Origin of the sequence: Acinetobacter sp. NCu2D-2 (assembly GCF_001647675.1) — a bacterium.
Taxonomy (GTDB): Bacteria; Pseudomonadota; Gammaproteobacteria; order Pseudomonadales; family Moraxellaceae; genus Acinetobacter.
On record NZ_CP015594.1, the window covers coordinates 2,631,606 to 2,654,414 of the forward strand.

Sequence of the window (22,809 nt, forward strand, 5' to 3'; positions counted from 1 at the left end):
ACACTACCCTAATAGTAATAAATTTAAATTTATAAATTTGAATTTATTTATAAGTTCGCTTGTTTTTGTGGATAACTAGACGGTTGTTTAAATTTAAATTCAAAATAAAGAAATTCAAAACAGTGTGAGTAATTATGTGGATAACTTTGTTGATATTATTGTAGATAACTATATTTTATAAAAATATCAAAAACTTATGTTGTGATTAACTTAATTTCTTATTCTTTGATTACACGATTTATATTTCTAGATGCAAGTCATGAATGTGACTTATTTTAAAAGAAATACGCTTTTGCATTGACAGCTCAAGCAATGAGCACTAAAATCGCGGACCTTCATAGAAAGATCATTTTTTGGAGTTTCAATATGAAACGTACATTCCAACCATCTGAATTAAAGCGTAAACGCGTTCATGGTTTCCGTGCTCGTATGGCTACTAAAGCTGGTCGTCAAGTATTAGCTCGCCGTCGTGCAAAAGGTCGTCATAGCTTAACTGTTTAATCAGTTTCGCTAAGTCGATTTTGGGTGTTATGACAACACTTTTTAGCTTCGGTACAGAGCTTCGCTTACGTTGTGCTGAAGATTATAAAGGTGTGTTTGATGGTGCGCTTTTTAAAGTGCATCAACCCCATTTCTTATTTCTAGCAAAACCTTCCGAACTGGCCAACAGCCGTTTGGGTTTAGTTGTTGCTAAAAAGAAAGTGCGCCGCGCACACGAACGAAATAGAGTAAAACGACTTGCTCGCGAAAGTTTTCGCCTGCATCAACAGCAATTAAGTGATTTAGACATTGTTGTTTTGCCTAAAATGGGCATTGAATCAGTGACTAATGCAGAGTTGCATCAGCAATTACAATTTGCTTGGCAAAAACTTAACCGTCTTGCCAAAAAGCATACAAAAATAGCACCCTCCCCACAAAAGTAGAGACAACCAATGGTACGTTTACTGCATTGGTGTATCCGTTTCTATCAGATTGCGATTAGTCCTTTACTTGGACCACGCTGTCGCTATATTCCAACATGTTCTCAATATTCTTTGGAAGCAGTCCATACACATGGTGCTGTACGTGGTGTTTGGCTCGCTACTAAACGTATTTGCCGTTGTCATCCGTGGGGTGGCTCAGGTTATGACCCTGTTCCCTCTAAAGCAATTCGTTTTATTTCATTTCAGCAAATAGATTCTCAAACGCGTCACGTTGTTGTACCCTTTCGTGATCGTTTTATGAACCAAAAATCACTCTAACCACTTGGGGTAATACATATGCAACAATGGGCCAGGATTGCTATTCTCGGGGCTATGTTTGTTGTCGCATATTTGCTCATTTTGGCTTGGCAAAAAGATTATGGAAATGTTGAAAATAAACCTCAGCAAGAAGCTGCGGTGGTTTCACATGAAGTATCTGCAGATTTGCCAAATGCTCAAACGGCTGCAGCAGCGTCTGACGTGCCACAAGCAAATATTCCTGCACAACAAGCAACTGATGCCACAGCACCTGTAAGTCAACAGCTTATTTCAGTTCAAACTGACCTTTATCATCTTTGGATCAATCCTAAAGGTGGTGATATTGTTCGTGTTGAATTACTCAACCATGACAAGAATAAAGACAGTGATGAACCATTTGTCATGCTGGAAAGCGATGCAAAACGTACTTACGTTGCGCAATCAGGCTTGGTCGGTTTAAACGGACCTGACAGCAGTCGTAATGGTCGTCCTACATATGAGTTAGAAAAAACAACTTATACTGTAGCTGATGCGAAATCTGCAAAAGATAAAGATGGTAAAGAAACAAAAGTGTTGTCTGTACCTCTTGTTCTTAAAACAGCAGATGGCATTGAAATCATCAAAACCTTTAATTTCACCATGGGTGAATATCCTGTTGTTGTAAACCATAAAGTGGTGAACCGCAGTAGCCAAAATTGGCAAGGTCAATTATTCGGTCAACTGAAACGTGATAATTCAGAAGATCCGGGTAAATCAGATCAAGGGATTTTCACACTCGGTACATTCCTTGGGGGCGCATGGGGTACACCTGATGAGCAGTACAACAAGCTGAAGTTCAACAACTTCGTTGATGAAAAGCTGAGTACTGAAGCAAAAGGTGGCTGGATTGCAATGGTTCAGCATTACTTTGTCAGCGCATGGGTTCCAGGTAACCTTAAACTGACTCAAGGTAATGGTGAGGCTTACACAGCTAAACTGGAATCGCGTAAATCTAGCGATGATATGAATATCATCGGTTTCACATCTCCTGCATTTAATGTCCCTGCAGGTACTGTGGCTGAAATTGATGCGAAATTCTATTCAGGTCCAAAAATCCAATCTGAACTGAAAGATCTTGCTGCTGGTTTAAACCAAACTGTGGATTACGGTTGGTTATGGCCAATTGCGAAGCTTCTATTTGTTGGTCTTGAGTTCTTCCACGGCTTAGTGGGTAACTGGGGCTGGGCAATCATTCTATTAACCATTTTGGTGAAATTGATTCTTTGGCCTTTATCGTCAAAAAGCTATCGCTCAATGGCGAAAATGCGTGTCATTGCACCTGAAATGCAACGTATGAAAGAAGAGTTCGGTGAAGACCGTATGCGCTTCTCTCAAGAAATGATGGCATTGTATAAGCGTGAACAAGTCAACCCGCTTGCAGGTTGCTTACCGTTATTACTGCAAATGCCTATTTTCTTAGCATTGTATTGGGTATTGATGGAATCTGTAGAACTTCGTCATGCGCCATGGTTGCTTTGGATTCAAGATTTATCTGCAATGGATCCATGGTTTATCCTGCCGTTATTGATGGGTCTTACCATGTATATTCAGCAAATGTTGAACCCTCAACCTGCAGATCCAATGCAAGCAAAAGTGTTCCGCATTATGCCGGTTATCTTCACAGTATTTATGCTGTTCTTCCCTGCGGGTCTCGTGCTGTACTGGATTTGCAACAACAGTATTACAATCTTGCAGCAAAGCTTGATTAACAAAGCTGTTGAAAAAGAACGTATTCAACGTGAGAATTCAACTCCAGCAAACTAAGTACTGCTGATGAGCTGAATTAATCCGCTTAAGATGGTAATCTTAGGCGGATTTTTATTTGGCTGTATTTTGAGATTTTTAGGTGAATTTTATGCAAAACCAAACCACGATTGCTGCAATTGCTACCCCTCCAGGGCGTGGCGGCGTTGGGGTAATTCGCCTATCTGGTCCGAAAGCCTATGCCATTGCTGAAGCATTAACACAGCAGCCACTTGCAGGCGCGCGTTATGCGGCTTTTCGTAAATTCTACGATGCGAAAGGCGAAATTATGGATGAAGGTCTAGCGATTGCCTTCCCGAATCCGCATTCATTTACCGGTGAAGATGTTGTTGAGCTTCAGGGTCATGGTGGTCCAGTTATTCAAAATGCCTTACTAGCGCGATTACTTGAGCTTGGTGCGACTGCTGCCAAAGCCGGTGAGTTTTCTATGCGTGCTTTTGAAAATGGCAAAATGGATTTGGTACAAGCTGAAGCGATTGCCGATCTGATTGATGCCACTTCACAAGCGGCCGCACGTTCTGCTGTTCGCTCATTACAAGGTGCATTCTCGACCAAAGTGAATGCTGTACTTGAGCAATTGATCCATCTTCGTTTGCATGTTGAAGCTGCGATTGATTTTCCAGAAGAAGAAATCGACTTTCTCGCTGACGGCAAAATTTTAAAATTATTGGATGGCGTTGCTGGTGCAGTCTCGGACGTTCAGCAATCTGCACGTCAAGGTCAGTTATTACGTGAAGGTTTACAAGTGGTCATTGCAGGTAAGCCGAATGCAGGTAAATCTTCGCTGCTAAATGCGTTAGCTGGGATTGAGCGTGCCATCGTGACAGATATTGCAGGCACAACGCGTGATGTATTGCATGAAAAAATCACCTTAAATGGTTTGCCAATTACACTAACAGATACCGCAGGTTTGCATGAAACAGGCGATATCGTCGAAAAAGAAGGGATTCGCCGCGCGATTAAAGAGATTGAACAGGCAGACTTGTTATTACTTGTGTATGACTTAAGTCAAGGCGAGGATCCATTACAATTGGCAAAAGATTACTTTGCTGATCATATTGAACCAAAACGCTTAATGCTGATTGGTAATAAGTGCGATTTAACAGGCACAGCAGCTGCGTTGGGCGATTTAAGTGGCTTTCGCCACATCACGGTATCAGCGAAGCAAGAAATGGGTGTACAAGCGCTGATTGATGCGATTACAGCGCATGCAGGCTTCCAACCTGAAGAAGATACCTTTATTGCCCGTACACGCCATTTAGACGCAATGAAGCGTACACAGGCATATCTTGCGGAAGCGCGTGAGCAATTAGTGGTGTATAACGCAGGTGAGTTGGTCGCTGAATCACTTCGTCTTGCACAGAATGCTTTAGGCGAGATTACGGGTGATTTCAGTGCCGATGACCTACTTGGTAAAATCTTCGGTTCATTCTGTATTGGTAAATAATTAAAAAAATAAAAAAAGCCCTGATTACAGGGCTTTTTTTAACACTGGATTTTTTAAGACTCGTTTAAAGCCGATCCAGAGACTCAAACACAGTGTTCCAATCACCATACAATATCCTGTTACGCTGATATTTAAACCAAAATGATCGGCACACCAGCCAATAATAAGAATCGGAATAATGGCACCTAAGTAGCCAAAAAACAGATAGGTTGAAGTCACTGCAGCACGATTTTGTGTGTCTGTCATGGTTTGGATTAAGCCAAATGCGCCCATCAAAGCAATACCATGACCCGCACCAAAAATCGCAGCACTTATAAAAAACAAGGCACTCATTTTTAAGGTCATACAGAGTGCTAAACAGATCAAGCTGATAAACATCCAAAACAAGCCAAAACTCAGACACTTTTGTGCAGCTAAATGGCGCGCCAACCATTGGGATGACCCTGAAATTATCAAAATCAAAGTAATTGAAAAACCACTCATCAATGGACCATGCCAAGGCAGAACTTCACGAGCAAAAGATGGTGACAATGAGGCAAAAAGACTAAACGCCGCAAATGTACTAAATGCGGTTAAAATAATGATGCTAAATGCTGTATTAAACTCATTAGAAGGTCTTTCTAACCTAGGGCAAATGTTAAATGCTTGAGGTTGGAATGGCTTAACCTTAATGAACTGCAAACCTATAAAACAGATCAAAGCCATCACGGTTACAGGGATATAAGGCGTAACCAGAGGATATTGCGCAAACTGTCCGATTAATCCGCCTACAAACGGACCTAAACCAAAGCCAATTACGGTAATGATTGAGACAATTTGAGATGCTAACGGTTCTAATTTTTGCGGAATATTTTGCATCAAGCCTATCAGTGACGAGGTGCTAATCAATCCTGATGCAATACCAATAATGAAGCGTCCAAAACTCAGATGAATCGCATTTTCAGAAAAGATGGAAATCACCAACCCTAAACAGATAAACATCAGACCAATTTTTAGGGTATTTAAAAAGCCAATGGTATTACTGGTTCTTCCGAAAAATAATAATGTGGCAAGACAACCAAACATATAGGCCACAAAAATATAGGTAATTTGACTCGGACTTAGCTCCCATGCATATTGATAAAGTGGATAGAGCGGACTGGGTAATGCGGTGCCTAACATGCCAATGATCAATCCTAGACTGATCATAATGAAAGGTTGCCATGAAGATGTGGTCATAAAGAAAACTTATCTTAGATTTTAATGTGCTGTTGTTGCTGTAATATTCATCTAGTTTAGAGTAGATATTAAACGATTAGAGATCAAGCTAAGCTGAAAGTTAAATAAGTAGCGTTATTAATTATTGAATGACGAGAAAAAGTTTTAGTATTTAAAATTATAGATAATATTTAAGATAAAGCTTTATTTTGAATGAATTTTTTATTTTATAAAAGTTATATAAATCAATATTTTAAAAAGTTATTTATCGATCTTTCTAAGTTTTAAAATTTTATTAAATACAGAACTACTGACGATGAATGCTTAAGACGATTTTATTTTTCATACAAAACACAAAATGCTGTTTTGAAGTACCGAGTCTATGTAAATATCTATTTAAAATAATGATGTTTCACGTGGAACGTTACTCATATTATTTGTGAGTTCAGGTAATTCGGAATTTCTTTTTTATTGAACAAGGTTAGAATGCAAAGAACTAAAAATATCATGAGTTCTATTTTAATGTTTAAAACAACAATCATGTTGGCAACTACCTTGCTGGTAAGCTCATTGAGCTTTGCGAATGTAGATACAGTGAAAGCCAATCTTGTGAAAAATCATACAAATTTACAGATTGATCATGTCCAAGCAACCGAAATGAAAGGGATCTATAGCGCTTCGATGCAAGGACAAGTCGTTTATTTAAATGAAGATGCCAAACATATCATTGCAGGTTCAATGATCCGCTTACAAGATCAGCATAATTTGACTCGCGATTTACTCATTCAGCAAAACAGTATCGACTGGAAAAAACTGCCATTAAAAGATGCTTTAAAAACTGTGAAAGGTACAGGGAAACGTCAATTGGCAATCTTTTCTGACCCAAATTGCCCGTACTGTAAACAGCTTGAATTAGAATTGGCAAAGCTGAATGATGTGACAATTTATACCTTTGTGTTGCCCTTAAAATCACAGTCTGTAGCGCCATCGAAACAACTGTTTTGTGAGAAAAATCCTGAACAGGCTTGGCATGATCTGATTGTCAAAGGTGTAAAACCAGCCTCGACCAAAGCATGTGATAACCCAATTCAACGTAATATTGATTTGGCTAAATCATTACAATTAAATGGTACGCCAGCCATTATTTTATCGAACGGCTTAAAATTTATGGGTGCCCACCCTGCCGATCAACTTGAAAAAATGTTTGCTGAGTTTAGTCTTTAAGCCAAAATTTTGATATTAAAAAGCACCCAAATGGGTGCTTTTTAATGGGAGATTGGACCAGAGTATTAAACCGATTTATTTTTGGTAACCATGTTATAAATAAATAGGATGACGATTGCACCAATCACAGATGCAATAAAACCTGCAGCAGAGCCATCTGCATAAAGGCCTAGCAGTCGACCTGCAAATGTCGCCAGTAATGAACCTGCAATACCGAGCACAGTTGTCATGATAAAGCCTGCTTTGTCATCACCCGGATGAATCGCACGTGCAATCAGACCTGCGATAAAACCAACTACAATCGCGACAATAATTGACCACATGATGATGCTCCTTTCTTATCAAGTCATTTATTTGTTATTACTATCATCAAACAAAATATGTCTTTGAAACAGTCGACTAGTGCAAAGACATGTTGTTTTTTTGTTCATTGCTTCTAAAAAAAGACATAAAAAAAGTGGCAGAGCGCCACTTTTAAATCAGGAACTATTACAGACCGATTTCGCCAATATAAGGAATATGACGATATTTTTGGTCGTAATCTAAGCCGTAACCGACAATAAAACGATCTTCAACTTCAAAGCCTAAGAACTTAACATCAAGTTCAATTTCACGGCGTGAAGGCTTGCTGACAAGCGTACATAATTCAATTGAATTTGGCTGACGGGTTTTCAGAATTTCTAAAACTTTACTTAAGGTATTCCCTGAGTCGATGATGTCTTCAACCACCAATACGTCTTTACCACGAATCTCGCCGTCTAAATCTTTTAAAATTTTGACATCACGCGTCGATACAGTACCGCCACCATAGCTAGAAACAGTCATGAAATCGAGTTCATGTGGTTTTGTAATAGCACGACATAAGTCCGCCATGAAAATCACTGAACCGCGTAATAAACCGATAAGTACAAGCTCTTTGTCACTATTAGCATAGTGTGCATCGATTTTAGCACCAAGCTCTTTGACTTTAGCTTGAATTTCTTCAGCGGAAATCATTACGCTCATTTGAACGGTCATGGGTAGATACCTAAAAAGTAAAAATAGCAAAATAAAAAAGGCGTTGACTTGCAACACCTGTTATACCTGCAATTTTAATACATCCACCACGTAGATGCACCTATTTTGCTTGTTGTAAATGTAATCATTTTTTCGGCTTTTGTGAATCCCGTTTTAAACCAAAAATGATGAACAGACCAAGTGCAGTAAAAATACCGGCACGTTTAAGGGTTTTATTAGAAGGTTTCTTTGACATAAGCGGCTTGTCCATAGACATAAGTGGCTGCAATATTTCGATCATCCCCGAGCATCATTAGTGCAAAGAATGTATCCTCAATATTTTTCGCATTTGACTGGCGTAACTGTTGTAATGCTGTAGCATTTAAGTCGAGAACAACAAAATCTGCTTCTTTACCCACTTCGAAATTACCCAGCTGATCATCTAAATTCAGCGCTTTTGCTCCGCCTAAGGTGGCATGATAGAGCGATTCAAAAGCAGACAGTTTTTCACCTTGTAGTTGCTGTACTTTATAGGCTTCATTCAAGGTTTGTAATTGATTGAAAGAGGTTCCAGCGCCAATATCTGTGCCTAAACCCACTTTAACACCAGCTTGCCATGCACGTTTTAATGGAAATAATCCACTGCCTAAAAATAGATTCGATGTTGGGCAAAAGGCGATAGCAGAATCTGTGTCATGCATACATTGCCATTCTTCATCTTCCAAGTGCACACAATGTGCAAAAACGGATTGAGCGCCAGTTAAACCATAGTGATGGTAAACATCAAGATAGCCCTGACGTTTTGGGAATAGTTCTTTAACCCATGCAATTTCATTTTTATTTTCACTTAAATGGGTATGCACATAAACGTCAGGATATTCCGCTTTTAGTTGCCCTGCTTTTTCAAGTTGTTCAGGTGTAGAGGTTGGCGCAAAACGTGGGGTAATCGCATATAGGTTACGTCCTTTGCCATGCCATTTTTCAATGAGATTTTTAGACTCCTGATAGCCTGTTTCCGCTGTATCGGTCAATGCTTCAGGCGCATGACGATCCATTAATACCTTACCTGCAATCAGACGCATATTTTTTGCAGTTGCAGCTTCAAATAAGGCATCGACTGATTCGGGGTGCACGGTACAAAATACTAAAGCGGTTGTTGTGCCATTTTTTAATAGTTCATTGACAAAAAATCCTGCAATTTTCTTTGAATAATCAGGATCTTTAAACTGGATTTCAGTGGGGAATGTATAGGTGTTGAGCCACTCTAAAAGTTGTTCACCATAGGCACCCACCATTTCAGTTTGTGGAAAATGGATATGGGTATCAATAAAGCCCGGGACAATGAGCTGCTCAGGATAATGTTGAACTTCAATCCTTGGATTTAGTTCAGATTGTCCTTGTTCCCAAGTGCCAAACCATTGAATTTTACCGTTCTGTGTAATGAGTAATCCGTCTTCAATATAGCGAACCTGCTCTTGGATTTTTCTAGGGTCTGTCACGATATTTTGAATATCTAGAAAACGACCACGAATTGCTGTAGTTGCAAAATGAACAGACATGAAGAACCCTATACACAGTTATTTTTTCGATTCATTGTACCTGAACTGATCGTATAAAAATGTAATCAATTTATGTGATGCTTATTCTATTTTTTCGAACACTTGAACTAAAATATTAAAAAAGCCATCCTTGCGGATGGCTTAAATTTACACCTTAAAGTGTGGTTTCATGATGTCGTTTACTGTGACGAATAGATAGAAAAGCGGTAATCGCTAAGACTAATACGATAAAGCTCAAAGAGATCCAAATTGGCATATGGAACACATCGAGCATCAGCATTTTAAAGCCGATAAAAATCAAAATAATGCCAAGTCCATAAGGTAAATAATGCATCTTCGATGCTGCACCTGAGAGCAGGAAGAACATCGCACGTAAGCCTAAAATTGCCATTAGGTTTGCAGTTAAGACAATAAATGGGTCTGTAGTCACCGCAAAAATTGCTGGAATCGAATCGACCGCAAAAATCACGTCAGATGCTTCTACCAAAATCAAAACTAAAAACAGTGGTGTTGCCCATAAAATCCCATCTTTACGTACGAAGAATTTATTTCCTTCCATCGTAGGTGTAAGACACATATGTTTACGTAACCATTTTAGTAAAGCCATATCTTCAATATTCGGGTCATCATCCTGCCCTTTCAGGAATTTAAAACCGGTATACAGTAAGAAGGCACCGAATAGGTATAACACCCATGAGAATTCTTGAACGAACCATGCACCAATAAAGATAAAAATGGTTCTAAGCACAATGGCACCGAGTACACCATAGAGTAGTAATTGACGCTGCAGCACAGGTGGAATCGCAAAAGCAGCAAAGATCATCAGCCAAACAAAGACGTTATCAATCGCTAAGGATTTTTCCAGTAAATAGCCCGCGAAATATTCCATCACTTTTGCATTGGCAATCTGAACACCTGCGGTTTGCTCTAAATAAAGCCATAGTCCGCCACCAAATAAAGCGGCAACTGAAACCCAAGCAATACTCCAATAGGCAGCAGTTTTAATTTTAATTTCTTGATCTTTCTTTTGTTTAAAGCCTAAAAAGTCGATCAATAGCATGACAATCACAATGCTAAAGAAGGCTAAATAAAGCCAAGGTGTACCAATCGTTTGCATGGTTTTCTCCACATCTAACAATTGGCCATAAAAAAAACCTTGACCAGTTGCTAGATGAAAAAACATCTATAACAACATGATCAAGGTCTTGCCTACATTTGCATCTAAAACTGTCTTTATCAGTCTTAGATGGAAATGCTCAGATACCGACTTCATATGAAGTGTAATGACGATATTCTGACACGTTTAAGTCAAATAACAGTGCTTAAACGTTTGGAGGAGGCTACTCCCCTTGTTCAAAATTCAATAATTGAGTCATAACTCAATGTTTGAAAATCATGACAGATTTAATGTCTAAATACAAACCGATTTACAAAAAGTAAATCATGCGTTTGGCACGACTTTAATGAAGTCTTTTCGGTTGACTAAATATAAGGTGAGCAAGAAACCTAAGCCCGCAAGTAGCGCACCCACCCAACCAATACTAGATAAACCGATTTGAGTCGTTACGATGCCACCTAACAGCGCACCACCGCCAATACCGACATTATAAAGACCTGAATAAATCGCCATCGCGACATCGGTCGCATCATGGGCTAAATTTAGGCATTTTGCTTGTAGAGCTAAACTAAAACCAATAATGCTAATGCCCCACAAAATACTCAGTGCATTAAAGCCAATCAGGTGATGAGACAATGGCAACAGCATACACATGGAAACGGCTAAGCCTAAAGTGAAAAATGGAATGGTAAGTTTTGGAAATTTCGGTGCAAATTTGCCAAATAAATACGAACCAATGAAGCCTGCACCACCATAGATAAGTAATAAAGTCGTAGTTTGACCCGAACTTAAATTTGCAATATCCAGTGCAAAAGGTTCGATATAACTATATGCGGTGAATTGCGAGCTAATCACAATCACGGTTAACGCAAAAATCAGCATTAAACTTGGACGTCGAATTAAGCTTTTTAAGCTGCTGATGGAACCAGCATTGACACTTGGTAAGAGCGGTAAGGTTTTGGCGAGAATTAAACACACCACTGTCGCCACAATTCCGATCAGAGCAAAACTATTGCGCCAGCCGTACATTTCTCCAATCATTCGACCAAAAGGAATACCGAGTACCATCGCCATGGCTGTCCCCGTAGAAAGCAGCCCGAGTGCCTGAAACTCTTTACCTTTAGGCGCAACACGTACCGCAAGCGACGCTGTAAGTGACCAAAATAGCGCATGTGATATAGCAATCCCTACTCGGCTGAGTACCAAGATCTCAAAACTCCAAGCCAAATAAGACAACACATGACTAACAATAAATACGCAAAAAAGTGTGGTTAGCAAAAAACGGCGTTCGATATTTTTGGTTAACAACATAATGGGCAAAGACAACAGCGCCACAATCCATGCATAAATCGTCAGCATGATTCCAACATCCGTTGGTGACATAGCAAAGCTGCGCCCAATATCGCTTAATAGAGCAACGGGAATAAACTCAGTGGTGTTAAAGATAAAAGCGGCGCAAGCAAGCGCAATCACACAGATCCATTGGCGTGTGGTATTGGTTGAAGGATTGGATGAAGACATAACAACAAGGGGAAGAAAATACAGAGCTGTAGTGTATACATGAACCTACTCTAGCGGCTAAATAAAACGCAATATTTTGAGTGTTTATATAAAGCCAACAGTATTGGTTCAATAAATATGCAAATCTTAATGATGACAATATGTTTGACGAGAACAGAGAAATGCAGATTTCCCATCAAGAAAATAATAACAAAGGCGAATGGTATGTAGAACCCAATGGAGAGCGCCTAGCTGAAATGACCTACTCATGGGCAGGTGATGATAAATTTATTATTGATCATACATGGGTTGATGAGAGTTTGCGTGGTCAGCATGTTGGGCGTTATCTATTAGACGAAGCTGTAAAATATGCACGTGATAAGAATGTAAAAATTATTCCGCTATGCCCGTTTGCTAAATCTGTATTTGATAAAGATCCTGAAATACGTGACGTTTTAAGATAAATAAGAGACCAATCAAATGACTATCGTTCATCAAACATCAAAACATGGCGGTGCATTTGCACTTGAAGAAGCTGGACAACGTATTGCTGAAATTAGTTATCAATATAAAGATCGGCAAACCATTATTGCGGATCATACTTGGGTCGATCCAAGTCAGCGTGGGGCTGGTGTTGCCCGAAAAATGTTGGATGCTTTAGTTAGTTATGCCCGTGAACAACAACTTAAAATTGTTCCACAGTGTTCTTATGTTGATGTGATGTTTAGACGAGACTCAAGCTTTGCAGATGTGAATGCCAGAAATAACTAACTGGTTTTATTCAGGGTCAAGGCTTACTTGTTGGTCGACGCTTCATGAAATGTCGAACTGTTTTTAAGGTTTTTTGCTGTGTGCAGCGGTGCAAGGTATAGCCCATCAATAATCCAATAGCGCTGATGAACATGTGTTCGTATGGATTAATAGTAAAAATTATGCAAAGTACTAAAGACACAGCATAGGCAATAAGAAATGTGTTCTTAATATATTTGAGTAAGCTGAAACTGAGAATGCATGAACTAATCAGTAGATTTGCCTCCATAGAGATATGGAGCTGATGTAAGCCAATAATCATAAAGCAGCTACAGCAGAGCACAAATAACGTTAAAATCAGATCCTTATGCAATCATCTATTTCCCTATCATTGAAATATTAAAAGTTTTATTAAAATTAGAATTTGTGGTGATGAAATATACACTGTATATGCACTTTAATCCTGAACAGTAGATTGAAACAATTCAACTAAAGTCAAAGATATTCAAATACTTTTGTTAAACAGATGGTCAAGCAATAGCTTTCTAATGTCTGTAAAAGTTAAAGCAATAGGTTCATTTTTAAGTATAAAAAATATGCAAAAAATAAAAAAAGCCCGCTTCGCGGCTTCTCTCAAGTATTTAAATTAAGCTTTTAACGCCGTAATCAGTTTTTGATGTAAGCCACCAAAACCGCCATTCGACATAATCACGACAGCATCGCCCTCGCCTGCCTCAGCTACGACAGTACGAATAATGTCATGTAAGCTACGAGCAACAATCGCCTTGTTAGGTGCCGCGTCCACAATCGGTTGCAAATCCCAATCTAAACCTTCTGGTTGGTACCAAATCACTTCATCTGCCAAACGTGCTGAATGCGCTAAGCCATCTTTATGACTACCCATACGCATGGTGTTTGAACGTGGTTCAATGATCGCCCACAATTTACGTTCGCCTAAGCGCTTACGTGCACCTTCAAGGGTGGTATCAATAGCTGTTGGGTGATGGGCAAAGTCATCATACACTTCAATGCCACGTACTGTACCTAACAATTCCATACGGCGTTTCACACCGCCAAAATTCGATAAGGCTTCACATGCAGTTTCAATGGAAACACCGACATGTTCCGCCGCTGCAATAGTCGCTAAGGCATTAGCAACACTATGCTGCCCTGTCATATTCCAACGCACTTCACCTTTCACTACGCCGTGTTGTAGCACTTTAAAGCATGAACCATCTTCAGACAGTTGCTCAGCATAGAGTTCAGATTTGTCATTGGCATCTAAAGATGTACGAACCACAGGCGTCCAACAGCCTTTCTCTAATACTTCATCAATATTGGTTTCGGTGATGGGCGCGATAATGCGACCTTCTGATGGAATGGTACGTACCAAGTGATGGAACTGTTTTTGAATCGCAGCCAAATCATCAAAGATATCGGCATGGTCAAATTCAAGGTTATTTAAAATCGCCGTTTTTGGATGGTAATGCACAAACTTCGAACGTTTATCGAAGAAGGCAGAATCATACTCGTCTGCTTCCACGCAGAAGTATTTACCGCCACCTAAACGCGCACTTTCACTAAAACCAAGTGGCACACCGCCAATCAAGAAGCCAGGTTCAAGCCCTGCTTGATCAAGTACCCAAGCGAGCATAGTTGTAGTGGTCGTTTTCCCGTGTGTCCCTGCCACACCCAAGACATGTTTACCTTGTAACACATGGTCAGCCAAGAACTGTGGACCTGAAATATACGGTAAACCTTCATTCAGCATATATTCAACGGCATCAATGCCGCGTTTCATGGCATTACCAACAATGACTAAATCGGGATGCGGCTGTAAATGGCTACGGTCATAACCTTGCATGAGCGTGATGCCTGCATTTTCCAATTGGGTCGACATTGGTGGATATACGTTCTGATCTGAACCTGTCACCTTATGTCCAAGATCGCGCGCCAACAGTGCTAACGAACCCATAAAGGTGCCACAAATGCCCAAGATATGCAGATGCATCGACTTCACTCCGTTTTTTAACTGACACATCACTTTGTTTTTGTGCTGTTGTCATGATTTATTCGATTTACAGGCAACGATAGCAAGGCTTTTACCGAAAAGATAGCATCACGATGATGGAAAATCGCAAAGAGCTTGTGATGACGATGGATTTAAAAAAATCATCCGCTTTACACAGCTTCAGATCAATTCAACGTAAAATAACGAATCATTTTATAAGATAGATCATTTTCATGGCATGGGCGTTTGTCTTACTGATTTGTGCTAACTGTTTTATGACCTTGGCATGGTATGGTCATTTAAAATTTTTGCCGCATGATGCCCCGATTTGGCAGGCGGTGCTGTTTAGTTGGTTTATTGCATTATTTGAATATAGCTTGATGATTCCTGCTACACGTCTTTTGGCAAAACACGGTTGGGTGGTGGGAGAAATGAAGATCACCCAAGAAGTGGTGACCTTACTCGTTTTTGTACCTTTTATGATTTTCCTCTTTAAACAGCCCTTTAAGCTTGACTATATTTGGGCTGCCTTATGTTTATATGGTTGTGTGTATTTTGTCTTCCGTAGTGCTTAACCGTGCAAATTGCTTAGGGAAAAGTGCTTGAAACTCTTGAAGTAGAACGTCTTGATCAGGCTGAAAATCGAGATGTTTTAAACAGCGCTGTAAGATCTCGACAGCCATTTCCTCTGCTGCTTGCTGTAGCACTTGCTCAGGCACGTTGTGTTGAATCATATGTAAGGATTTAAGCATACGTTGATTCAGTTCTAAGTTGGCTACACAGTCGCGTGCCATCGGACCAAATGAACCTGTAATTAAGTCTTTCAGTTCAAACATATCGAGACTGATGTACGGATAATCCAAAGTTTCCGCTTCAGGATCAGCTTTACTATCTTAAAGTGAAAGAGGACTCCACCCGACAGTCAGGGTGGAGGTGAATTTCAAGGATTTTAACCTTGTTGGTTTTCAATGTATTTTTTAATAATATCCAAAGGTGCGCCACCACAAGACCCTGCAAAATATGAGCGTGACCACAAAACAGGTTTTGCATAACTACCACGTAAATCCAAAAACTCATTTCTCATTCTTCTGCTTGTTACTGATTTTAAGTTATTTACCAATTTACTGAGTTGAACTGTCGGTGGGTACTGAATAAGCATGTGAACATGGTCAGCTTCACCATTACATTCCTTTAATTCCGCATCAAACTCTTTGCAGATTTCAGATGCACACTCAATAAAATACTTATGATGCAACTCACCTAGAATTTTCTTTCTGTACTTAGTAATAAACACTAAATGTACATGCAAATTAAAGGCTGAATGTCGGTTTTTATATATTTCTGTCATTGGTGAATGGCTTAATTAGTGGTAGTATTTATACATATTAACACATACACACTCATTTATGAAAATCAACAAAGCGTACAAATTTAGGCTTGAGCCTAATGCAGAACAGGAGCTTGTTTTAAACAAGTTGCTTGGTTCTGCACGTTTTGTTTGGAATCAGATATTGGCTGCATCATTCGAGATGCTTGCTAATAATGAGCGAATTAACAAAGTTAATTTAGTTAATAAAATCCCTGAATTGCGCAAAAAGCCTGAGTGTGCTTTTTTAGAAAACAGTTCAAATGGTGTCTCACTTCAACAAAAAGTTCGTGATCTTGGTGATGCTTGGGGTAAATTCTTCGATAAAAAAGAACAAGCCAAGCTAAAGCAAAAACCATTCAAAGCTAAGAAGCCAAAATTTTTTAAATTACCCGATGGTAATGAAATTCAACTTAGACCACTCATGCCACGATTCAAGAAAAAATCAGATGGTTATGATTCAATTCGTATTGTTCAATTTAATAGGTATTGTTGGGTTAAAGGCAACCAAGTTAAATTGCCTAGTGATATTGGCGTTGTAAAATTTAGAAAATCACAAGATATTTTAGGCGAGATTAAGAACGTCACACTCTCAAAGCATGTTGGCAAGTGGTATATCTCTTTTGGTGTTGAAAACACAATTGAAACACCAATTCACCCATCTAAATCAGCTATTGGTGTTGATCTTGGCATCAAGAAATTGGTCACAACCTCTAATGGTCAGGTATTCAACCCGATCAATAGTTTTAAAGCCAATCAAGTGAAATTAGCTAGACTTCAACGCAAGTTGAAAAAGAAAACCAAGTTCAGTGAAAATTGGAAAAAACTTAATTTAAAAGTTAACAAACTACATCATCATATTGCCAATATTCGGCATGACTACTTGCACAAAGTCACTACAACTCTCAGCAAAAACCACGCAATGATCGTAGTTGAGGACTTAAAAGTAGCTAATATGTCGAAGTCTGCAAAAGGCTCAATTGAGAAAAAAGGAAAGAATGTTAAAGCCAAATCAGGCTTAAACAAATCAATCCTAGATCAAGGGTGGTCAATGCTTGTTGATATGTTGGAGTATAAGCAACAATGGCGAGGTGGCTTACTTGTTAAAGTTGACCCTAAATATACAAGTCAGACTTGTAGTTCATGTGGTCATGTTGCAAAAGAAAATAGGCTCACTCAGGCAAACTTTAACTGTATTGAGTGTGGTTTTAGCGAGAATGCGGATATAAATGCTTCTCGCAATATTTTGGCGGTGGGACACACCGTTTTGTCTGTGGAGGGTGGATGCGGTAAAGGTCGCCTTGTGAAGCAGAAAGCAAGCGAAATCCGTGAGGGAGTCGCCTAAGAGCTTTTGCTTTTAGAATCCTCCACTTGAGCTAGTCGAAAGTGGTGGGAGTGTGTCAAAAAATAACGGCTCACTGTGGCAAATAAAGAGAAGAAAATGGCAAAAATCGCACCCAAAGCGGGATTGAGCCATAAATTTTCTGATGGATTTTGCAGCCAAAGCCGGAGTTTGTACCACATATGCCTGCCCTGCCTATTGTTCTCAATTGAGTTATAAAGTCTTTAATTTGATTGATATTTATGCAGTTTTTATCTGAATTGTCTGTCAGGGTTTTGTATTTATGCTGCAAAAGGAATTATTTGATTTCCCTTATTTTTACAAACAGATAAATTTACTTTTATTATGAAGCTGAACTTTAGACCGCGTGCATTTCAGTCTATAATATCGGCTCTTATTAAAGCTTGGCGCTAGTCGGGATTTATCTCTCTTAACTAATCTCTGGAAACATTGCAATGAATGCGGCCGCTTCACAAGACACTCCTCTCGTTGGAATCATCATGGGTTCTCAGTCAGACTGGGCAACACTAGAACACACTGCCAATATGCTTAAGCAACTTGGTGTCCCATTTGAAGCCGAAGTTGTTTCAGCTCACCGTACGCCTGACCGTTTATTTGAATATGCTGAAACTGCACGTGACCGTGGTATTCAGGTGATTATTGCTGGTGCGGGTGGTGCTGCGCATTTGCCGGGTATGTGTGCGGCAAAAACTGATCTTCCTGTGCTTGGTGTTCCTGTGAAATCATCGATTTTAAATGGTGTCGATTCATTGCTTTCAATTGTGCAAATGCCGGCAGGTATTGCTGTGGGTACTTTGGCGATTGGCCCTGCAGGTGCCACCAATGCTGCGATTATGGCAGCGCAAATTTTAGGTCTAACCCGCCCTGAAATTGCCAAAAATGTTGCAGATTTTCGTGCAGCACAAACTGAGAAAGTCGCAAGCAAAAATATTCCCGGTCAAGCCTAAGTCATTGCTGAAATAAGGAAAGATTCTCATGGATAAAACCATTGGTATTTTTGGTGGTGGTCAGTTGGGTCGCATGATGGCGCAAGCAGCATTGCCACTTAACATTCAATGTACCTTCTTTGAAGCAAGTACCGACTGCCCTTCAGCTGCTCTAGGTCCTGTGATTTCGACCAAAGCTGAAAACGGTTTACAAGATTTCATCAACAGTGCAGATGTATTTTCGCTGGAGTTTGAAAATACGCCACTCGCGGATGTAGATGTGCTGACTCAAAGCAAAACATTGCATCCACCGCGTCAGGCGTTAGCAATTGCACAGCATCGCTTATCTGAAAAAGCCTTGTTTGATGAACTCGATATTCCTGTTGCACCGTATAAAGCAGTGACTTCACTTGAGGGCTTGCAAAGCGCTGTGGCTGAACTCGGTTTGCCTATCGTACTGAAAACCTCACGTGGCGGTTACGATGGTAAAGGTCAGTTTGTCCTGCGTACAGCAGATCAAATCGATCAAGCATGGGCGGAACTCGGTCCTGCGGGTGAACTCATTGCAGAAAGCTTTGTGACTTTTTCACGTGAAGTGTCGATTATTGCAGTCCGTGGTCAAAATGGGGATGTGAAAACCTGGCCACTTGCTGAAAACCATCATCATAATGGCATTTTGTCGCACTCGATTGTTCCTGCGCCAAATAGCGCAGATTTACAACCTGTGGCACAGGACTACATCACTCGCCTACTCAATCATTTGAACTATGTTGGTGTGTTGACGCTTGAGCTGTTTGTGACAGAAAAAGGTTTATATGCCAATGAGATGGCGCCACGTGTGCATAACTCTGGTCACTGGTCGATTGAAGGTGCAGTGTGTTCTCAGTTTGAAAACCATATTCGTGCTGTAGCAGGCTTACCACTTGGTTCAACTGAGATTATTCGTCCAAGCGTTTTGGTGAATATCATTGGTCAGCATCCCAAGACTGAAGATGTATTGGCTTTAGACGGTGCGCATTTGCATCTGTATAACAAGTCAGAGCGTGAAGGTCGTAAGATTGGTCACATTACTTTAATGCCGAATGACAGCGCTGAATTGACGACTTTGTGCCGTCAATTGGCGAAAATTTTACCGAATTCATTGGCGCTGAGCGAAGATATGATCATCTAAGTTCTAGAATGCCGATAAATAAAGCGATCACACCTGTGGTCGCTTTTTTATTTGTCTTGATTCAGGCATGATTGCGCCTCTTTGAAAATTGACTCATTCCTTTTATCGGATTTTGATGTTTTTCAATTGCTTGTAAAATATACAATTGATTATAAATTAATAAAGAAAAATCCGAATCAATCGCAGATCAATAGTTTGAATTTAAAAGATGGTAAAAGTTTTAAATTCAAAAATGAATTTAAAATCTGTGAAATAAATTCAAAGAACAATAAATTTAAAATTATGAATTTAAATTCAAATCCTCTATACGAATTCAAAGTTTGAATTTAAATTAACAGGGAACTTTCTGAAGTTTTAAATTCGTTCTCTAAGACTTTGAATTACTGTTTTTAATTGTATCTTATCCATAATTTGTTTTTTTGAATTTAAAGCAGATAAATGAAGTTTTAAATTTAAATTCAAAAATCTCAAAATATGAATTTAAAACATAGGTGTGGATAACTTTTTAAATTTAAAAATAAGAAATAAATTCAAATGTGCACAAATTATGAATTTAAATTTACGTTCAGATGCTTTTCTTTTTGGAGTGAGCTGCTAAGGTAAAACCATAATTCAAAATCAATGATGAAAGGGTTTTATGCAAAGGCTTGCACTTATTTTGGGTGGTTTATTGTTGGTGGGTGCGGAAGCCCAAGCAGAACTGATTATCAATGGTCAGCGATTAAGTTCGGCTGAGATGTCTTCATCATTGCCGAAAGCATCTTCATCATCATTTCAGACGTGTTTGGCAAATCTTCAATCACAAGCGCTTGCTCGTGGTGTCAGTAGCACAACGTATCAACGCTATACACAAAATTTAAGCCCAGATTATTCAGTGCTGGAGAAGCTGAATTATCAACCTGAGTTCTCAACGCCAATTTGGGATTATTTATCCGGTTTAGTCGATGAAGAGCGTGTGCAGCTCGGCAAACAAAAATTACAACAGCATCGTGAGGTGCTAAATCGTGTTTCTGCACGCTATGGTGTACCAGCAGAAGTTATTGTGGCGGTGTGGGGTGTGGAAAGTAACTATGGGGATATTTCAGGTAAATATCCATTGTTACAAGCGTTGGGTACGTTAAGCTGTGAAGGTCGTCGGCAAAGTTTCTTCCGTGGTGAATTCTTTACCACTTTAAAATTATTACAACGTGGTGATGTTCGTGAAGAACAATTGAAAGGTTCGTGGGCCGGTGCATTTGGTCATACTCAGTTTATGCCGTCGACTTATGATGAACTCGCAGTGGACTTTGATGGCGATGGTCGCCGTGATTTGGTCGCAAGTATTCCAGATGCTTTGGCATCTACAGCCAATTTCTTAAAAAAGCGCGGTTGGCAAACAGGAGAGCCATGGGGTTTTGAAGTAAAGTTGCCTGAAGGTGTCTCTATTTCTGGTGAGGGTCGACGTAATAAAAAAGCTTTAAGCACCTGGGTAAATCAAGGTCTGACGCGTGCTGATGGTTCTGCTTTAATTCAAGGTAATTTAATTGAATCTTCACAGGCCGGACTGATGACGCCTGCAGGACAAAATGGTCCTGTGTTTTTAGTCTTCAAAAATTTTGATGCAATCTATAGTTATAACGCTGCTGAAAGTTATGCTTTAGCGATTGCACATTTATCAGACCGCTTACAAGGTAAAAATGGCTTCATGCAATCATGGCCAACAGATGATGCAGGCACATCGCGTGCCGAACGTCGTGAGATTCAACAATATTTATTGAAAAAAGGCTACGATATTGGTGAAGTGGATGGTTTGATTGGTGACAAGTCTCGTCAAGCCATTCGACAGGAGCAAATTCGTTTAGGGTTAAATCCAACAGGGCGGGCAGGACAGCAAATTTTACGTGCTTTTCGTAATGAACATGCCAAAACCTTGATGCGTTAATTCAAAGTATAAAAAACAAAAAAGGTCTGTTTAAACAGACCTTTTTATTTTAATTAATAAAGAGTTGCAGAAGTTAAACCGAAGTAATCGTACCAAGAACACGATAGCCTGATGCACCTGTCACGGCGGGCAAATTGCCGCTAAGTTGATTCATAAAGCGCATTGCCAGCCATGCAAACGCAGTACCTTCGACCCATGTAGGATTGAGACCTAAATCAGCCGTAGTTTGTACACTCCAATTGTGTTTACGTAAACGCCAGCGCAATTGTTCTAGTAAATGTGAGTTATACGCACCGCCACCACAGACATAGACTTCACCTGTGTCCATGCCAGAACGGTAAATGGCTTTTTTAATGGCACGCGTAGTGAGCTTCATTAAGGTTGCTTGCACGTTTTCAGGGGTATCTTCAAGCTCGTCATATTCTAAATCGCTGCGCCAATCTAAAATCTGCTCATCTAACCATTCCAAATTAAAGTCTTCACGACCTGTACTTTTAGGTGGTTCTTTAGAGAAGAATTCGTGCGCTTGTAAGCGGTCGAGTAAGCTGCGAATCGGGGTGCCGTAAGCGGCCCAATTACCATTTTCATCATAAGGCTGACCGGTATAACGCTCACACCAAGCATCCATTAGAATATTGGCAGGACCCGTATCAAATCCATAAACTTTGTCAGGTTGACCTGCAGGTAATAAGCTGACATTGGCGATACCGCCTAAATTCAAAATCACGCGGTGAATGCTTTCATGTTGGAAAATATCTTGATGGAAAGCGGGTACAAGCGGTGCGCCTTGACCACCAGCGGCGAGATCACGACGACGGAAATCTGAAATCACTGGAATCTGGGTGATTTCTGTAATGATATTGGGATCGCCAATTTGTAGGGTAAAAGCATGTTCAGGGCGATGGCGAATCGTTTGCCCGTGTGAGCCAATGGCTTTAATTTGGCTACGGTCTAGGTTGTTTTTCTCAATCAGCTCATTGATGCCATGACCAATCATTTTAGCTAGTGCAACATCAGCTTTGCCCATGCGATCAATCTCATTGTCATCGGGCAATGTTAGTGCCATGAGTTCGTTGCGTAAGTCAGGATCGAAAGCAAGTGTCAGTGTGGCATGTAGATGCAAGGGATCAAAAGAAGCAGCAACAATATCGACACCATCCATGCTTGTGCCGGTCATTACCCCAATATAGATCGCTGTCATGATGATTCTTAAGCCTGCAATGTGCTGAAAAAGTGTT

22 protein-coding genes and 1 pseudogene are annotated in these 22,809 nt (G+C 39.9%); 13 read left to right on the forward strand and 10 right to left on the reverse strand.

Annotated features, from left to right (window positions below; translation table 11 throughout):
- Positions 1 to 366: 366 nt before the first annotated feature.
- The 5 genes and pseudogenes from rpmH (at position 367) to mnmE (ending at position 4,470) form a co-directional block, all read left to right on the forward strand.
- Entirely contained in the window at positions 367 to 501 is a 135-nt protein-coding gene (rpmH, locus tag A3K93_RS12680; RefSeq protein WP_000831329.1) for a 50S ribosomal protein L34, read from the forward strand.
- 29 nt (positions 502 to 530) lie between these two features.
- Positions 531 to 923 (forward strand): ribonuclease P protein component, encoded by a 393-nt coding sequence (gene rnpA, locus A3K93_RS12685; RefSeq protein WP_067731538.1) that lies wholly within the window; start codon positions 531 to 533, stop codon positions 921 to 923.
- A 9-nt stretch (positions 924 to 932) separates the two neighbouring features.
- Positions 933 to 1,254 (forward strand): annotated as a pseudogene (yidD, locus tag A3K93_RS12690) (membrane protein insertion efficiency factor YidD).
- A 5-nt stretch (positions 1,255 to 1,259) separates the two neighbouring features.
- Entirely contained in the window at positions 1,260 to 3,023 is a 1,764-nt protein-coding gene (gene yidC, locus A3K93_RS12695; protein ID WP_067731540.1) for a membrane protein insertase YidC, read from the forward strand.
- Positions 3,024 to 3,114: 91 nt separating this feature from the next.
- The gene (gene mnmE, locus A3K93_RS12700) at positions 3,115 to 4,470 is read left to right on the forward strand and encodes a tRNA uridine-5-carboxymethylaminomethyl(34) synthesis GTPase MnmE (protein WP_067731541.1); all 1,356 of its coding nucleotides are present in this window, start codon (positions 3,115 to 3,117) and stop codon (positions 4,468 to 4,470) included.
- Positions 4,471 to 4,494: 24 nt separating this feature from the next.
- On the opposite strand, the gene A3K93_RS12705 is transcribed toward mnmE, so the two are convergent.
- The gene (locus A3K93_RS12705; protein ID WP_227509870.1) at positions 4,495 to 5,688 is read right to left on the reverse strand and encodes an MFS transporter; all 1,194 of its coding nucleotides are present in this window, start codon (positions 5,686 to 5,688) and stop codon (positions 4,495 to 4,497) included.
- Between the two features lie 501 nt (positions 5,689 to 6,189).
- Here A3K93_RS12705 and A3K93_RS12710 point away from each other — a divergent pair.
- Entirely contained in the window at positions 6,190 to 6,891 is a 702-nt protein-coding gene (locus A3K93_RS12710) for a DsbC family protein (RefSeq protein WP_067731751.1), read from the forward strand.
- Positions 6,892 to 6,956: 65 nt separating this feature from the next.
- Here A3K93_RS12710 and A3K93_RS12715 read toward each other — a convergent pair whose 3' ends face one another.
- From A3K93_RS12715 to A3K93_RS12735, 5 genes are all read right to left on the reverse strand, one after another.
- Positions 6,957 to 7,214 (reverse strand): GlsB/YeaQ/YmgE family stress response membrane protein, encoded by a 258-nt coding sequence (locus tag A3K93_RS12715; RefSeq protein WP_067731542.1) that lies wholly within the window; start codon positions 7,212 to 7,214, stop codon positions 6,957 to 6,959.
- A gap of 166 nt (positions 7,215 to 7,380) precedes the next feature.
- On the reverse strand, positions 7,381 to 7,908 hold the full coding sequence (gene hpt / locus A3K93_RS12720; RefSeq protein ID WP_067731543.1) for a hypoxanthine phosphoribosyltransferase: 528 nt from the start codon (positions 7,906 to 7,908) through the stop codon (positions 7,381 to 7,383).
- Positions 7,909 to 8,123: 215 nt separating this feature from the next.
- Positions 8,124 to 9,446 carry a guanine deaminase gene (guaD, locus tag A3K93_RS12725; RefSeq protein ID WP_067731544.1) on the reverse strand — a complete coding sequence of 441 codons (1,323 nt, stop codon included), beginning with the start codon at positions 9,444 to 9,446 and terminating at the stop codon, positions 8,124 to 8,126.
- 154 nt (positions 9,447 to 9,600) lie between these two features.
- Complete coding sequence (locus A3K93_RS12730) at positions 9,601 to 10,563, reverse strand: TerC family protein (protein ID WP_067731752.1); 963 nt, start codon at positions 10,561 to 10,563, stop codon at positions 9,601 to 9,603.
- A gap of 324 nt (positions 10,564 to 10,887) precedes the next feature.
- A complete protein-coding gene (locus A3K93_RS12735; protein WP_067731545.1) occupies positions 10,888 to 12,084 on the reverse strand; it encodes a sugar transporter in 1,197 nt (398 codons plus the stop codon).
- A gap of 161 nt (positions 12,085 to 12,245) precedes the next feature.
- Between A3K93_RS12735 and A3K93_RS12740 the strand changes: the two genes are divergently transcribed.
- Both A3K93_RS12740 and A3K93_RS12745 read left to right on the forward strand, forming a co-directional pair.
- The gene (locus A3K93_RS12740) at positions 12,246 to 12,527 is read left to right on the forward strand and encodes a GNAT family N-acetyltransferase (protein WP_067731546.1); all 282 of its coding nucleotides are present in this window, start codon (positions 12,246 to 12,248) and stop codon (positions 12,525 to 12,527) included.
- A 16-nt stretch (positions 12,528 to 12,543) separates the two neighbouring features.
- A complete protein-coding gene (locus A3K93_RS12745) occupies positions 12,544 to 12,834 on the forward strand; it encodes a GNAT family N-acetyltransferase (RefSeq protein ID WP_067731547.1) in 291 nt (96 codons plus the stop codon).
- A 625-nt stretch (positions 12,835 to 13,459) separates the two neighbouring features.
- On the opposite strand, the gene mpl is transcribed toward A3K93_RS12745, so the two are convergent.
- A complete protein-coding gene (mpl, locus tag A3K93_RS12750; RefSeq protein WP_067731548.1) occupies positions 13,460 to 14,824 on the reverse strand; it encodes a UDP-N-acetylmuramate:L-alanyl-gamma-D-glutamyl-meso-diaminopimelate ligase in 1,365 nt (454 codons plus the stop codon).
- A gap of 233 nt (positions 14,825 to 15,057) precedes the next feature.
- Here mpl and A3K93_RS12755 point away from each other — a divergent pair, with 233 nt between their 5' ends.
- Complete coding sequence (locus tag A3K93_RS12755; protein ID WP_067731549.1) at positions 15,058 to 15,399, forward strand: DMT family protein; 342 nt, start codon at positions 15,058 to 15,060, stop codon at positions 15,397 to 15,399.
- Here A3K93_RS12755 and A3K93_RS12760 read toward each other — a convergent pair.
- Both A3K93_RS12760 and tnpA read right to left on the reverse strand, forming a co-directional pair.
- The gene (locus tag A3K93_RS12760) at positions 15,361 to 15,687 is read right to left on the reverse strand and encodes a hypothetical protein (RefSeq protein WP_157883280.1); all 327 of its coding nucleotides are present in this window, start codon (positions 15,685 to 15,687) and stop codon (positions 15,361 to 15,363) included. The two genes, A3K93_RS12755 and A3K93_RS12760, sit on opposite strands and share 39 nt — an antisense overlap.
- 86 nt (positions 15,688 to 15,773) lie before the next feature.
- Complete coding sequence (gene tnpA / locus A3K93_RS12765; RefSeq protein WP_067727883.1) at positions 15,774 to 16,172, reverse strand: IS200/IS605 family transposase; 399 nt, start codon at positions 16,170 to 16,172, stop codon at positions 15,774 to 15,776.
- 58 nt (positions 16,173 to 16,230) lie between these two features.
- On the opposite strand from tnpA, the gene A3K93_RS12770 reads away from it, so the two are divergent.
- The 4 genes from A3K93_RS12770 to A3K93_RS12795 all read left to right on the forward strand — a co-directional run bounded on the left by A3K93_RS12770 (position 16,231) and on the right by A3K93_RS12795 (position 21,571).
- Positions 16,231 to 17,535, forward strand: coding sequence for an RNA-guided endonuclease InsQ/TnpB family protein (locus A3K93_RS12770; protein ID WP_067731551.1), 1,305 nt, complete (start codon positions 16,231 to 16,233; stop codon positions 17,533 to 17,535).
- Between the two features lie 452 nt (positions 17,536 to 17,987).
- Positions 17,988 to 18,500 (forward strand): 5-(carboxyamino)imidazole ribonucleotide mutase, encoded by a 513-nt coding sequence (gene purE / locus A3K93_RS12780; protein ID WP_067731553.1) that lies wholly within the window; start codon positions 17,988 to 17,990, stop codon positions 18,498 to 18,500.
- Positions 18,501 to 18,528: 28 nt separating this feature from the next.
- Positions 18,529 to 19,650 carry a 5-(carboxyamino)imidazole ribonucleotide synthase gene (locus A3K93_RS12785; RefSeq protein ID WP_067731554.1) on the forward strand — a complete coding sequence of 374 codons (1,122 nt, stop codon included), beginning with the start codon at positions 18,529 to 18,531 and terminating at the stop codon, positions 19,648 to 19,650.
- A gap of 637 nt (positions 19,651 to 20,287) precedes the next feature.
- The gene (locus tag A3K93_RS12795; RefSeq protein WP_067731556.1) at positions 20,288 to 21,571 is read left to right on the forward strand and encodes a lytic murein transglycosylase; all 1,284 of its coding nucleotides are present in this window, start codon (positions 20,288 to 20,290) and stop codon (positions 21,569 to 21,571) included.
- Between the two features lie 73 nt (positions 21,572 to 21,644).
- On the opposite strand, the gene A3K93_RS12800 is transcribed toward A3K93_RS12795, so the two are convergent.
- Complete coding sequence (locus A3K93_RS12800; RefSeq protein WP_067731557.1) at positions 21,645 to 22,772, reverse strand: anhydro-N-acetylmuramic acid kinase; 1,128 nt, start codon at positions 22,770 to 22,772, stop codon at positions 21,645 to 21,647.
- Positions 22,773 to 22,809 lie beyond the last annotated feature (37 nt).